This window comes from Salibaculum griseiflavum (assembly GCF_003129565.1).
Lineage (GTDB): Bacteria > Pseudomonadota > Alphaproteobacteria > Rhodobacterales > Rhodobacteraceae > Salibaculum > Salibaculum griseiflavum.
The window spans coordinates 36,099-50,200 of the sequence record NZ_QETF01000002.1; the positions used below are offsets into that span (position 1 = coordinate 36,099).

Annotated in this window: 12 protein-coding genes; 6 read left to right on the top strand and 6 right to left on the bottom strand. The window is 64.7% G+C overall.

Translation table 11 applies throughout. The features are described from left to right. Positions 1-15: 15 nt before the first annotated feature. Genes gyrA through gluQRS form a run of 4 tightly spaced genes read left to right on the top strand, consistent with a single transcriptional unit; the run spans position 16 to position 5,602 of the window. Positions 16-2,745 carry a DNA gyrase subunit A gene (gyrA, locus tag DFK10_RS02075; RefSeq protein ID WP_109386103.1) on the top strand — a complete coding sequence of 910 codons (2,730 nt, stop codon included), beginning with the start codon at positions 16-18 and terminating at the stop codon, positions 2,743-2,745. 49 nt (positions 2,746-2,794) lie between these two features. Next, on the top strand, positions 2,795-4,150 hold the full coding sequence (gene trmFO / locus DFK10_RS02080; protein WP_109386105.1) for a methylenetetrahydrofolate--tRNA-(uracil(54)-C(5))-methyltransferase (FADH(2)-oxidizing) TrmFO: 1,356 nt from the start codon (positions 2,795-2,797) through the stop codon (positions 4,148-4,150). Between the two features lie 22 nt (positions 4,151-4,172). Further along, complete coding sequence (locus tag DFK10_RS02085; protein ID WP_109386107.1) at positions 4,173-4,781, top strand: class I SAM-dependent DNA methyltransferase; 609 nt, start codon at positions 4,173-4,175, stop codon at positions 4,779-4,781. Continuing rightward, positions 4,778-5,602, top strand: coding sequence for a tRNA glutamyl-Q(34) synthetase GluQRS (gene gluQRS, locus DFK10_RS02090; RefSeq protein WP_109386109.1), 825 nt, complete (start codon positions 4,778-4,780; stop codon positions 5,600-5,602). The genes DFK10_RS02085 and gluQRS overlap by 4 nt, the downstream gene beginning before the upstream one ends. On the opposite strand, the gene hisI is transcribed toward gluQRS, so the two are convergent. Further along, positions 5,599-5,961: a phosphoribosyl-AMP cyclohydrolase gene (hisI, locus tag DFK10_RS02095; protein ID WP_109386111.1), complete on the bottom strand. Its 363-nt coding sequence runs from the start codon at positions 5,959-5,961 to the stop codon at positions 5,599-5,601. The genes gluQRS and hisI overlap by 4 nt on opposite strands. A gap of 69 nt (positions 5,962-6,030) precedes the next feature. Here hisI and DFK10_RS02100 point away from each other — a divergent pair, with 69 nt between their 5' ends. After that, positions 6,031-6,483: an iron-sulfur cluster assembly scaffold protein gene (locus DFK10_RS02100; protein ID WP_109386113.1), complete on the top strand. Its 453-nt coding sequence runs from the start codon at positions 6,031-6,033 to the stop codon at positions 6,481-6,483. 232 nt (positions 6,484-6,715) lie between these two features. Here the strand turns inward: DFK10_RS02100 and DFK10_RS16670 are convergent, their stop codons facing one another. From DFK10_RS16670 to sciP, 5 genes are all read right to left on the bottom strand, one after another. Then, the gene (locus DFK10_RS16670) at positions 6,716-6,838 is read right to left on the bottom strand and encodes a hypothetical protein (RefSeq protein WP_268952194.1); all 123 of its coding nucleotides are present in this window, start codon (positions 6,836-6,838) and stop codon (positions 6,716-6,718) included. Positions 6,839-6,949: 111 nt separating this feature from the next. Further along, positions 6,950-9,040, bottom strand: coding sequence for an ATP-dependent DNA helicase RecG (recG, locus tag DFK10_RS02105; protein ID WP_109386115.1), 2,091 nt, complete (start codon positions 9,038-9,040; stop codon positions 6,950-6,952). Then, on the bottom strand, positions 9,037-11,298 hold the full coding sequence (ligA, locus tag DFK10_RS02110) for an NAD-dependent DNA ligase LigA (RefSeq protein WP_408005558.1): 2,262 nt from the start codon (positions 11,296-11,298) through the stop codon (positions 9,037-9,039). Before ligA ends, recG begins: the two co-directional genes overlap by 4 nt. A 167-nt stretch (positions 11,299-11,465) precedes the next feature. Continuing rightward, positions 11,466-12,179, bottom strand: coding sequence for a response regulator transcription factor CtrA (ctrA, locus tag DFK10_RS02115; protein WP_109386117.1), 714 nt, complete (start codon positions 12,177-12,179; stop codon positions 11,466-11,468). Positions 12,180-12,270: 91 nt separating this feature from the next. Continuing rightward, positions 12,271-12,549, bottom strand: coding sequence for a CtrA inhibitor SciP (gene sciP / locus DFK10_RS02120; protein WP_109386119.1), 279 nt, complete (start codon positions 12,547-12,549; stop codon positions 12,271-12,273). Between the two features lie 130 nt (positions 12,550-12,679). On the opposite strand from sciP, the gene mnmA reads away from it, so the two are divergent. Beyond that, on the top strand, positions 12,680-13,819 hold the full coding sequence (mnmA, locus tag DFK10_RS02125) for a tRNA 2-thiouridine(34) synthase MnmA (RefSeq protein WP_109386120.1): 1,140 nt from the start codon (positions 12,680-12,682) through the stop codon (positions 13,817-13,819). Positions 13,820-14,102 lie beyond the last annotated feature (283 nt).

Sequence of the window (14,102 nt, forward strand, 5' to 3'; positions counted from 1 at the left end):
CAGCAGGCGGACAGCATGAGCGACACCCCGGATACCCCTGAAAACGAAGAAGAAAACCGGCCTGAGCGCCCGGAATACGACGGCCCGTCGATTTCGATCTCGGACGAGATGAAGACCTCGTATCTCGATTACGCGATGAGCGTGATCGTTTCCCGCGCCATTCCCGATCTGCGCGACGGGCTGAAACCGGTTCACAGGCGCATCCTTTATGCCATGCACGAAGCCGGCAATACCCACGACAAGCCCTATCGCAAGTCGGCCCGCGCCGTGGGCGACGTGATGGGGACCTACCACCCCCATGGCGACAGCGCGATCTATGACGCGCTTGTGCGCATGGCGCAGCCGTTTTCGATGTCTCTGCCGCTGCTGGATGGTCAGGGCAATTTCGGCTCCATGGACGGGGACAACCCGGCCGCCATGCGCTACACCGAGGTGCGGATGGACAAGCCCGCCGCGGCGCTGCTGTCCGACATCGACAAGGAAACGGTCGATTTCCAGGACAACTACGATGGCCGCGACCGTGAGCCGACGGTGCTGCCCGCCCGCTTCCCCAACATGCTGGTCAATGGCGCCGGCGGTATCGCCGTGGGCATGGCGACCAATATCCCGCCGCACAATCTGGGCGAGGTCTGCGACGCCACGCTGGCCCTGATCGAAAATCCGGACCTGTCCAGCGAAGACCTGATCGAATACGTTCCCGGCCCGGATTTTCCCACCGGGGGCATCATGCTGGGCCGCTCGGGCGCACGGAAAGCCTATCTTGAAAGCCGCGGCTCGGTCGTGGTGCGCGCCAAGACCGAGGTCGAGGAGATCCGCAAGGACCGCTGGGCGATCGTGATCCGGGAAATCCCCTATCAGGTGAACAAGGCGACGATGATCGACCGCATCGCCGAAGCCGCCCGCGACAAGAAGATCGACGGCATCGCGCATGTGCAGGACGAAAGCGACCGTTCGGGCGTGCGCGTTGTGGTGGAACTGAAACGCGATGCCACCGCCGAGGTCGTCCTGAACCAACTCTATCGTTTCACCCCGATGCAGACCTCGTTCGGCTGCAACATGCTGGCATTGAACGGGGGTCGGCCCGAAACGCTGACACTGCGAAAATTCCTGAGCTATTTCATTGACTTCCGAGAGGATGTTGTCGCGCGGCGCACCGCCTACCTGCTGCGCAAGGCGCGCGAGCGCAGCCATGTCCTGTGTGGTCTGGCTGTTGCCGTCAGCAATGTTGACGAAGTGGTCGCCACGATCCGCTCGTCTGCCGATGCCGCCGAGGCCCGCGCGCGGCTGATGGAACGCCGCTGGCCCGCCGGGGACATCGTGGAATACCTGCGCCTGATCGACGATCCGTTGCACCCGGTGAACGAGGACGGCACCTATAACCTGTCCGAAACCCAGGCCCGCGCGATCCTCGATCTGCGCCTCCAGCGCCTGACCCAGATCGGCGTCAAGGAAGTTACGGACGAACTTGAAGAACTGGCCGGTAAGATCAAGGAATACCTCGAAATTCTTGGAAGCCGTGAACGGATCATGGGGATCATCGCCGAAGAGCTGCGCGAGGTGAAAGACCAGTTTGCCGTGCCGCGCCGCACCCAGATCGTCGACTGGTCCGGCGACATGGACGACGAGGACCTGATCGAGCGCGAAGACATGGTCGTGACGGTCACGCAAGGCGGTTATATCAAGCGCACCGCCCTGGCCGATTTCCGCGCCCAGAAGCGCGGCGGCAAGGGTCTGTCCGGTGGCGGCCTGAAAGAGGATGACGTGGTCACCACGCTCTTCGTGGCCAACACCCATACGCAGCTTTTGTTCTTCACCACCGATGGCATGGTCTACAAGCTCAAGACCTGGCGCCTGCCACAGGGCAGCCGCACCTCCAAGGGCAAGGCCATCGTCAACATCCTTCCGATCCCCTCCGGGGTCTCGATCGCCGCGATCATGCCGGTGGACCGTGACGAAAAGGATTGGGATGACCTGCAAATCGTCTTCGCGACCAGTGCGGGCGATGTGCGGCGCAACAAGCTGTCGGATTTCACCAATGTGAAGTCCAACGGCAAGATCGCCATGAAACTGCCTGAAGATGGCTCCGTAAGCCTCGTGAATGCAAGGATTTGTTCCGAGGATGACGACGTGATGCTGACCACGAATGCAGGCCGGGCGATCCGCTTCCCGACCACGGATGTCCGCGTATTCGCGGGCCGCAATTCGACCGGGGTGCGGGGCATCAAGCTCAACGGAGACGACAACGTCGTGTCCATGTCCGTGATCCGCCACTTCAAGGCCGAGGCAGATGAACGCGCCGCCTATCTGAAGATGCGCCGCGCGATGGCCGGCCTGACCGACGAGGCCGAAACCGACGAAGACGATGTGCCGGCAGGCGAGCTCAGCCCCGAGCGCTACGCCGAGATGTCCGCGGCGGAAAACCTGATCCTGACCATCACCGCCGGCGGCGCGGGCAAGCTCAGCTCGTCGCACGACTACCCTGTGCGCGGACGCGGCGGCATGGGTGTCGCAGCCATGGACAAGGCCATGCGGGGTGGCGATATCGTCGCCTCTTTCCCGGTTGAGCTGGACGACCAGATCATGCTGGCCACGTCCAAGGGGCAGTCGATCCGCGTGCCGGTCGACGGCATCTCGTTCCGGTCGCGTAGCGCGGGTGGCGTCAAGGTCTTCAATACCGGCAAGGGCGAGGAAGTCGTGAGCGTGGCCTGGATCGCCGATCAGGGTGACGAAGAGGCCGAGGAATAACCGCCGGCCGGGGTTTCCTCGGGGCACCAAGCGCATTATCTGGGCCGTCATGACACAGACACTTCACATCGTCGGCGGCGGCATGGCCGGGTCCGAAGCCGCGTGGCAGGCCGCGAATGCCGGCTGCCGCGTGGTGATTCACGAAATGCGCCCCAAGGTCGAGACCTTTGCCCACCGCACCGGGAACCTGGCCGAGATGGTCTGTTCCAATTCGTTCCGTTCGGACGATGACGAACAGAATGCCGTCGGCCTGCTGCATTGGGAAATGCGTCAGGCGGGCGGGATCATCATGGCGACGGCGGATGCCCACAAGCTGCCCGCAGGCGGCGCGCTGGCCGTGGACCGCGACCCCTTTGCCGAGGCCGTCACCGCCAAGCTGACGGCCCATCCCAATATCAGCGTCTCTTACGAAGAGGTCGACAGCCTGCCCGATGACGGCCACTGGATCATCGCCACCGGGCCGCTGACCTCGGGAAAGCTGGCCGAGGCGATCCGCGCCGAGACCGGTGCCGAGGCGCTGGCCTTTTTCGATGCCATCGCCCCCATCGTCTATGCCGAGACCATCGATATGGGGATCGCCTGGGAACAGTCCCGCTATGACAAGGGCGAGACCGAGGAAGAGCAGAAAGCCTATATCAACTGCCCGATGACCAAGGACCAGTACGAGGCGTTCATCGACGCGCTGCTGGCCGCCGACAAGACCGAGTTCAAGGAAGGCGAAACGGCGGGCTATTTCGACGGCTGCCTGCCGATCGAGGTCATGGCCGAGCGCGGCCGGGAAACCCTGCGCCACGGCCCGATGAAGCCGATCGGCCTGACAAACCCGCATAACCCGACCGAAAAGGCCTATGCGGTGGCGCAGCTCCGCCGGGATAACGCCCTGGGCACGCTCTATAATATCGTGGGTTTCCAGACCAAGATGAAATACGGCGCCCAGACCGAGGTATTCCGCATGATCCCCGGCTTGCAGGATGCGAAGTTCGCCCGGCTGGGCGGCATTCACCGCAACACGTTCCTGAATTCGCCGACCTTGCTTGACGGCCAGATGCGCCTGAAATCTCGCCCCAATATCCGGTTCGCGGGCCAGATCACCGGGGTCGAGGGCTATGTGGAAAGTGCCGCCATGGGGCTGCTGGCCGGACGGCTGGCCGTGGCCGAAATGACGGGAACCGCCCTGCCACCGGTGCCGCACACCACCGCCATGGGCGCGCTTGTCACCCACATCACCGGCGGGGCCGAGGCCAAGACCTTCCAGCCGATGAATGTCAATTTCGGGCTTTTCCCCCCGGTCGAGGGGCTGAAAGGCGGGCGTCGGGGCCGCAAGGACCGCTACAAGGCCTATACCGACCGCGCCAAGGCCGATTGGGCCGAGTGGCTGGCGGCCAGCGCACTGGACGCTGCCTGACCCGGTCGCTAGCCTACGGGTCATGAGCAGGAAGACACCGATCAAACCCCAACTCTGGACCCCGCGTCCGGTCGAAGAAACCATAGCCGTCTACCGGGACTGGGCCGACAGCTATGACGCCGACCTTGCAGATCGCGGCTATCATACGCCAAGGCGGTTGGTCGCGGCGTTGGCGGCGCATGTGGACACCGAAACCACGGTGCTGGATTTCGGTTGTGGCACCGGCATCTCGGGCGCCGCCCTGTTGGAGCGCGGCTTCACCCATCTGCACGGCACCGATATCACCCCCGCAATGGTCGAGATCGCACGCGCCAAGGTGATCTATGAAAGGCTGTGGGTCAGCGAGCCCGGCGCGCCACTGCCGCGCGCCTATGACGCCATCGTGGCGGTCGGGGTCGTCAGCCTCGGCGCCGCGCCCCCGGATACCCTTTCCGTGTTGATCGACGGACTGTCGCCGGGCGGTGTGCTGGCCTTGTCCTTCAACGATCCGACCCTGGCAGACGGCAGCTATGACGCCGTGCTGGACCGTCACGTCGCCAAGGGGGAGGTCTTTGTTACGGCGCGCGAACATGGCCCGCATCTCGATGATGTCGGGATGGGGTCGGATGTCATCGTTCTGCGCCGCGCATGATCACCCGCTTTGCCCCCTCGCCCACGGGGCTGCTGCATCTGGGCCATGCCTATTCGGCGTTGACCGTGTGGCAGGTTGCGCGAGATCTGGGCGGCATTGCCCTGTTGCGGATCGAGGATACCGACAGCACTCGCTGCCGCGCCGAGTTCGAGGCGGCCATCTACGAGGACCTGCGCTGGCTGGGGCTGGACTGGCCCGCGCCGGTCTGGCGCCAATCCGACCATCTGGCCGATTATGCCCGTGCGCTCGACCGGCTTGCAGATCGCGGATTGCTCTACCCGTGCGCCTGTTCGCGCTCGGCCATCAAGGCCGCGGGCGCGCGGCCCGGCTGGGACGGGCTGGTCTATCCCGGCACCTGCCGCAGCAGGCCCCTTGATGACGCCCGCCCCGGCGATGCGCTGCGGCTCGACCTGGCCAAGGCGCTGGCCCAGGCCGGGCCCCTGCCCGCCTTCACCGAGACCGGGCCGTTGCATATGGGCAGCCACCAGGCCGAGCCGGACGAGTTGATCGCGATGATCGGCGACCCGGTTCTGCGCCGCAAGGAAACCGGTGATCCGGCCTATCACCTTGCTTGCCCGTTGGACGATGCGGCCCAGGGAATGACCCATGTGGTGCGCGGGGCGGACCTGTGGCACGCCACGTTCCTCCATGTGGTGATGCAAACCCTGATGGGCTGGCCCGTGCCGATCTATCACCATCATGACCTGGTCCGGGATGACACGGGCAAACGGCTGGCCAAGATCGACGCCTCCAAGGCGCTGGCGAGCTACCGGGCCGAGGGCGCCACCCCTGCCGACATCCGAGCCATGGTCGGGTTCTAGTCCACCATAGGGCGCATCAGCTCCACCTCATCGCCATGGGTCACCGAGGTATAGAAACAGGACCGCCGGTTGGTGTGGCAGGCCGGGCCGGTCTGGCGCACCACCGCCAGCAGGCAATCGCGGTCGCAATCGACGCGAAGATCGACCAGCTCCTGCACATGGCCGCTGCTTTCGCCCTTGACCCAGAACGCCCGGCGCGACCGCGACCAATAGGTGACACGGCCGGTTTCCAGCGTCTTGGTCACCGCCTCGGCATTCATCCAGGCCATCATCAACACCGCGCCGTCCTCGACATCCTGCGCGATGCAGGGGATCAGCCCGTCAGAGGTATAGGTCAGCGTCGCGGGATCGAAGGCCATCGCATTTTTCCTTTGGCATCATGGGACAAGAGGCCTATCTATAGGCCAAGACAGCCGAAGGCGAAACCCATGAGCGACGAAACCGACCTGATCAAGCTCTACTCCACCCGGATTCTCGGGCTGGCGGCGGATATTCCCCGGTTGGGCCGGCTGGATCACCCCGACGGGTCCGGGAAGGTGCGCTCGCCGCTCTGCGGCTCGACCGTGACCGTTGATGTGAGCATCGAGGACGGACGCATCACCGATTACGCGCAGGACGTGAAGGCCTGCGCCCTCGGCCAGGCCTCGGCCGCCGTGGTGGGCGGCAATATCATCGGCTGCACCGAACCACAGGTGCAGACCGCCCGCGATCAGTTGCACGCGATGCTCAAGCAGGACGGCCCGGTGCCAGATGCCCCTTTCGACGGGCTGGAGGTGCTGCAACCCGCACGGGACTACAAGAACCGGCACGCGTCGATCCTGCTGGCGCTGGATGCCACGCTTGAAGCCTTCAAGGAAGCGCGCAAGGCAGATTGCGCCTGACACGCCACGCGGTTTCCGACCCAATCCCAAAAAGAAAAAGCCGCCGCTCTTCGGGACAGGTGAAGAGCGGCGGCAGATATGCGCCCCTTGGTCCGGCCGCGATCGGGAGAGGCAGGTCCCGGACGGTATAACGGCGGATGGCAGATCCGCCTTGGACAGGCAGTGTCTGGTCGTCAGTGCATCGAAGGTGGGACAGGCGATGCAGAACGTCCGGACCGGGGCGCGAGGCAGATCACAAGAAAGACGGCAGGTGCAGGGAACCGACAAGAATGACCATCAGCGCCGCCGCCCCAAGGGCATCGGCAACCAGCGTATCACGCGACCGGGTAATCGCTTGCTTGATTTCCTTGGCCATTGTCCTGCTCCTCCGTCTTGCTGTTCTCTTGTTGCCTCTTTGTTCTCATTAACCAGATCCTAATGCAAGAACTTTTTAAGAACATTCGTGAACAAAAAGAACAGACTTAGCCTAACCCACTGAAATCAAACGGATCGCTCGATCCTGTTCCATCAGCCAAAGCAGAACACGCGCGGCCTTGCCCCGCGCGCCGGTCAGGTCCGGGTCATCCGCCAGCAGCTTGCGGGCATCCTGCTGGGCCAACGCCATCAGGGCGGATTGGCGCTCGATATCGGCAATGCGAAAGCGCGGCAGCCCCGATTGCGCGGTGCCGATCACATCCCCCGCCCCGCGCATGGCGAGATCTTCCTCGGAGATGCGGAACCCGTCCTCGGTTTCGCGCAGGATCTCCAGCCGCCTGCGGCCGGTTTCCGACAAGGGCGGCTGATACATCAAGAGGCAGGTCGATTGCGCCGATCCACGCCCGACCCGGCCCCGCAGCTGGTGCAATTGGGCCAGCCCGAAACTCTCGGCCCGTTCGATCACCATGATCGAGGCGTTGGGCACGTTCACCCCCACCTCGATCACCGTGGTGGCAACCAGCACGCTGGTGTCGCCGGCGACGAAGCGCGCCATGGCCGCGTCTTTCTCTTTCGGCTCCATCCGGCCATGGACCAGTACCACCACGTCGTCCCCAAGTGCGGCGCGCAGGCGTTTGAATCGTTCCTCGGCGGCGGTCAGCTCGCTGACCTCGGATTCCTCGACCAGCGGGCAGACCCAATAGGCCTGCCGTCCCTCGGCCACCGCCTTGCGCAAATGGTCCACCACCTCGTCCATCCGGCCGGTGCTGACGACGCTGGTGATGACCGGCGTCCGGCCCGGCGGCTTTTCATCCAGCACCGAGACATCCATGTCGCCATATTGCGCCAGCGCCAGGCTGCGGGGGATCGGCGTGGCTGTCATGACCAGCACGTCCACAGCCCGACCCTTGGCACCCAGCTGCATACGCTGAGACACGCCGAACCGGTGCTGTTCATCGACGATGGCGAGGCGCAGGTCGTGGAATTCGACATCCTGCTGAAACACCGCATGGGTGCCGACCAATATGCCGATGTCGCCTCTGGCCAACGCGGCCAGTTTCGCCCGTCGCTCGGCCCCCTTGTCGCGGCCGGTCAGCAGCTCAAGCCGCACCCCTGCCGCTGCGGCCAGCGGGGCCAGCCCGTCCATGTGTTGGCGGGCGAGGATTTCCGTGGGCGCCATCATGACACCCTGCCCGCCGGCTTCGACCGCATTGAGCAGCGCCAGCAGGGCCACCAGCGTCTTGCCCGCCCCGACATCGCCCTGCAGAAGGCGGTTCATGCGCTTCGGCGCGGCCATGTCGGCGATGATCTCGTCCACTGCGCGGGTCTGGGCGCCGGTCGGCGCGTATGGCAGATCCTCCAGCACCTTCTCTCGCAACCGGCCATCGCCTTTTGTCACCTGCCCCTTGCCACGCCGCTGTTTCGCCCGCGCCAGCGCCAAGGTCAGCTGATGGGCCAGCAATTCGTCATAGGCCAGGCGCTGCCGCGCGGGCGAGGTCGCCGCCAGTTCCGCCGAGGACAGCGGCGCATGGGCGGTTTCGAGCGCCGCGTTCCAGTCGGGCCAGCCCTCGCGCGCGCGCAGCGCGGGGTCGATCCACTCGGGCAGGTCCGGGGCCAGGGCCAGGGCCGACCGGGTCGCCTTGAACATCACCTTCTGTGTCACCGAGCCGGTCAACGGATAGACCGGCTCGAATGGCGGGATCTGCTCGGCCTCCTCGGGGCGCAGGATATGATCGGGATGCACCATCTGGGCGATACCGTCGAAATGCTCGACCTTGCCGGAGACCACCCGCCGCTGGCCGCTGGGCAGGATCCGGCGCAGGTAGTCGCCGCGCGCATGGAAGAACACCAGCTGGAAACTGGTCTGCGCATCGCTGACCGTCACGCGGTAGGGCCGGCCGCGCTGACTGGGCGGGCGGTGCTCGCCCACCACCACCTCGACGGTGCAATGGGCCGGCGGAACAAGGTCGCGCACGCTGGCCCGGCGGGACCGGTCGACGCCGCTATAGGGCAGCGTGAACAGCATGTCGCGCGGCTTTTCGATGCCGCCCGCCTCCAGTTGCTGGGCGGATTTCGGGCCGACCCCGTCGAGCTTGGTCAGTTCCGCGAAAAGCGGAAACAGGATTTCCGGCCGCCCGCTCATGCGTCCCCGATCAGGGTCAACCAGCCATCTTCATCAATGGTCTCGATACCAAGGTCGGCGGCCTTCTTCGCCTTGGATCCGGCCCCGGGCCCTGCCACCAGAAGATCGGTCTTGGCGCTGACCGAGCCCGACACCTTGGCCCCGAGCGCCTCGGCGCGGGCCTTGGCCTCGGCCCGGGTCATCTTTTCGAGGCTCCCGGTGAACACCACCGTCTTGCCCGCCACGGGGCTGTCCGTTGCACGGGATTCGGGCGGCTGGATATCGGTCAATTCCGCCACAAGCCGGTCGATCGCCGCGCGTTCGTGATCATTGGCGAAGGCATCTGACAGAGACAGCGCCATGACCGGGCCGATCCCGTCGGCGTCGATCAGGTCGGCCCAGGCCTCTGCGGCCTCATCGGGAATATCGGCCTCGGCCAGCACCGCGTTGCGCGCCTCACTGATCCGGGCACGGCGGCCGGCCTCTTGTGCCGCCTGGCGCTCGACCTCGGCTGCATCGTCCGCAGCGCGGTGCGCGAGGGCCGCCGGGCGGGCCGTATCAAGCGCCTTGGTCATCGCCGCCCATCCCCCATAGTGGCGCGCCAGGTCCTGTGCCGCGACTTCTCCGACGTGCCGAATGCCCAGCCCGAACAACAGCCGCGCCATCGGGATTTCCCGCTTCTCCTCAATGGCTTCAAAGAGGTTTTTTGCGCTCGTCTCGCCCCACCCGTCGCGATTGGCCAGCTTGGTCAGGTTGTTCGCATCGCGGGTGCGGAGCGTGAAGATATCCGCCGGTTCGCTCACCGGCAGTTGGTCGTCATGGTAAAACGCCTCGACCTGCTTTGCGCCCAGCCCTTCGATGTCCATCGCCCCGCGCGAGACGAAATGTTTCAGCTTTTCAACGGCCTGCGCCGGGCAAATCAGCCCACCGGTGCAGCGCCGCACCGCGTCGCCCTCCTCGCGGATCGCGGGCGAGCCGCATTCGGGGCAGGTATCGGGGAACCGGTAAGGTTCGGCATCCTCGGGCCGCTTCGAAAGGTCCACATCCGCCACTTTCGGGATCACGTCCCCGGCACGATAGACCTGCACCCAGTCGCCCACGCGGATATCCTTGCCTTCCCGGATTTCCTCGCCCTTGGCGCCGCGCCCGGCGATGTAATCCTCGTTGTGCAGGGTGGCGTTCGACACCACGACCCCGCCCACCGTCACCGGCTGAAGACGCGCCACCGGCGACAGCGCGCCCGTGCGGCCCACCTGGATGTCGATTCCGTCCAACCGGGTCCAGGCCAGTTCGGCGGGGAACTTGTGGGCGATGGCCCAACGCGGGGTGGTGGAGCGAAACCCCAGTCGCTGTTGCAGCCCGAGGTCGTTCACCTTGTAGACCACCCCGTCGATGTCATAGCCCAGTGTCGCCCGTTGCGCCTCGATTTCGCGGTAATGGGCGATCAGGTCGTCCAGGCTTTCGCACAGCCGGGTCAGAGGATTTATGGAAAATCCCAGTGCGCCAAGCCGTTCGATGGCCTGCATCTGGGTGTCGGCCAGCGGCGCCGACAGCTCGCCCCAGGCATAGGCGAAAAAGCGCAGCGGCCGCGCCTTGGTTATGGCCGCATCCAGTTGCCGCAGGGATCCGGCGGCGGCGTTGCGCGGATTGGCGAAGGTCTTTTGCCCCTTTTCGGCTTGGCGGGCGTTGAGCGCCTCGAAATCCGCGTGCGACATGTAGACCTCGCCGCGCACCTCCAGAATCTCGGGCGCATCGTCCAGCCGTGTCGGGATCTCGTCGATGGTGCGGGCATTGGCCGTGACGTTCTCGCCGGTTTCGCCATCGCCACGGGTCGCGGCATGGACCAGTGCGCCGTTTTCATAGCGCAGCGACAGGCTGAGCCCGTCGATCTTGGGTTCGGCGGTGTAGGCGAGCGGATCGTCGGCCCCAAGGTTCAGGTAGCTGCGAATCGACCGATCGAAATCGACCACGTCGTCGGCCTCGAACGCGTTGGACAGCGACAGCATGCGCACCGCATGACGGATCTTGCCGAAGGCGTCGACCGGGGCCGCGCCCACCCGGTCCGACGGGCTGTCCGAGCGCTTGAGATGGGGAAAGCGGGCCTCGATCGCAGCGTTGCGGCGCTTGAGCGCATCGTATTCCGCGTCGCTGATCTCGGGGGCGTCCTCTCCGTGATAGGCGATGTTGGCCCGCGCCAGCAACGGCGCCAGCCGGGCGAGTTCGGCCCGCGCCGCCGCTTCGTCCATGACCTCGACCGAGGGTTCGTCCGTCACCTGCATTCCCCCAAAGCTTTGCCCTGCAAGTGTTAGGCCGCTGTCCGCGGGCCGTCCAGCCCATCGATGGCGGTAAAAGGCCCGGCCGCAAGGAAGCAAGCAGCCGGGCCAGGCAAGGGGCCGAGGCATGGGGAAGATGCGTGAGTGGCAGCCCCGATCCGGATCGCGCCGGTTCAGGCTCCGACGGCGATCCGTTCTGCATCCTGACTCTGTTCCGGGTCGCGCAGCACATAGCCACGGCCCCAGACCGTTTCGATATAGGTGTCGCCGCCCGTCGCCTCGGACAGCTTCTTGCGCAGCTTGCAGATGAACACGTCGATGATCTTGAGCTCGGGTTCATCCATGCCGCCATAGAGGTGATTGAGAAACATCTCCTTGGTGAGTGTCGTGCCCTTGCGCAGGGACAGAAGTTCGAGCATCTGGTATTCCTTGCCGGTCAGATGAACCGGTTGCCCGCCGACATCGACGGTCTTGGCATCGAGGTTCACCGAGACCTTGCCGGTGCGGATGATCGACTGCGCGTGGCCCTTGGACCGGCGTATGATCGCGTGAATCCGGGCGATAAGCTCCTCGCGGTGGAAAGGCTTGGTCAGGTAATCGTCGGCCCCGAAGCCAAACCCCTTGAGCTTTGCCTCGGTCCCGTCATCGCCCGACAGGATCAGGATCGGAGTCTCGACCCGCGCCAGGCGCAGTTGGCGCAGCACGTCATGGCCGGACATGTCCGGCAGCCCGATATCGAGAATGATCAGATCGTAATCATAGAGTTTCGCAAGATCGATCCCCTCTTCACCCAGGTCGGTCGTGTAGACATTGAGGTTCGCATGGCCCAGCATCAACTCGATACTCTTTGCGGTGGTTGGATCATCCTCGACAAGCAAAACACGCATAACCGTTCTCCGTTCGTTCGTACGTTAACCAATCCTAGGATGAAGAAGGTTAACCACACGTTACCGTCCGGTAGAGAGTTTACGAATCTACCTAAAGTTGTCTATACTTCTGAAGTGCGGTGGCTCTCAGTGCCGCTTCCCCATGTCTGAGCACGGCCGATTCCCACTCGGTCAATTCCTCTTCGGACAGGCCATAGGTCGATTTCGCAGTCTCCCGCGAGATCAGGCCGCCAGCCACCGCACGCACCACGGCGGCCTTGCGCGACGCCACCCAGCGTCGCGTGTTCGCATCGGGCAGGTCCGCGCGGGTCATCACCGTGCCATCGGGCAAGGTGATCGCGCGGGGTCCGTCGATCTTTCGCAAATACATGTTCTCACCCCTTCTCGTGACTGAACATGCCCCTGATTGTGGCGGTTTCGGCTAAGGACAGGTAAAGCGGCCCCTTGAGAGTATCTTGCATTTTCCTATATTGCGCCGGACCGCTGCAAAGGTTTGATCCATGTCCCTCGACACCGCGCTCAATTCGCTTGGCCTGCCCAAGGCCCCGGCAGACACCCGCGTTGTCGTCGCCATGTCCGGCGGCGTCGACTCTTCGGTTGTGGCTGCGATGCTGGCCGAAGAGGGCTATGACGTGGTCGGCGTCACCTTGCAGCTTTACGATCATGGGGCCGCCCTGGCCAAGAAGGGCGCCTGCTGTGCGGGCCGCGACATTCACGATGCCCGCCGTGTGGCCGAGGAAATGGGTTTTCCCCACTACGTGCTGGATTACGAGAACATTTTCCAGGAAGCGGTGATCGACGAATTCGCCGACAGCTACCTGGGCGGGGCGACCCCGGTGCCCTGCATCCGCTGCAATGAACGCGTCAAGTTCAAGGACCTTCTGGAAACCGCCAAGGACCTGGAGGCCGATTGCATGGCCACGGGCCACTACATCCAGCGCAAGATGGGATCGGACGGGGCCGAGCTGCATTGCGCCGCCGATGCGAACCGCGACCAGTCCTATTTCCTGTTCTCGACCACCCAGGAACAGCTCGATTTCCTGCGCTTCCCGCTCGGTCACCTGGCCAGCAAGGACGAGACCCGCAAGCTGGCCGCGAAATACGGGCTGAGCGTGGCTGACAAGCCCGACAGCCAGGATATCTGCTTCGTGCCGAACGGCGATTACGCCAGCGTCATCGAAAAGTTGCGCCCCGGCGCGGCGGAACCGGGCGAGATCGTCGACCATGAAGGCAACGTGCTGGGCACCCACAAGGGTGTGATCCATTACACGATCGGCCAGCGCCGGGGCCTAGGCATCGGCGGGCTGGCGGACCCGCTTTACGTGGTGAAACTGGATGTGGACAATCGCCGCGTGATCGTCGGCCCGAAAGAGATGCTGGCGACCCGCACCGTGCCGGTGCGCGAGATCAACTGGCTGGGCGATGGCGGCTTCACCGACCGGGCCGAACGTGAGATCGCGGTCAAGGTCCGCTCCACCCGCCCGCCTGCCCCGGCGATCCTGCGGCCCTTGTCCGACACCGAGGCCGAGGTCGAATTGCTGACCCCGGAACAGGGCGTCAGCCCGGGACAGGCCTGCGTGTTCTACGACACCGACAGCACCCGTATCCTGGGGGGTGGGTGGATCTGGAGAGGTGCCTAAGCGGACAGGGCCTGAGCGATTTGGCGTCGTGGGCCAAGGTTGGCTTTGCGGAGGTCGGGGGCGCCGTTTAGCCGCGTCGTGGTCCCGGCCGGAAACCCATACGAGATCTAACTGGCCGGTTGACAGCCGCGCAGCGGCCCGGCCATCGTCAGCCCCTCCCGGGGGCTGGCGATTTGGCAGATGCAGGTGCAAGGCTCGTTCTGAGGCAGTCATTGGCTGCCATAAAGCGCCCTGCCTTGATCGTAGGATCGCCACCCCAGGGGCCGACACTGGATTCCCCCAA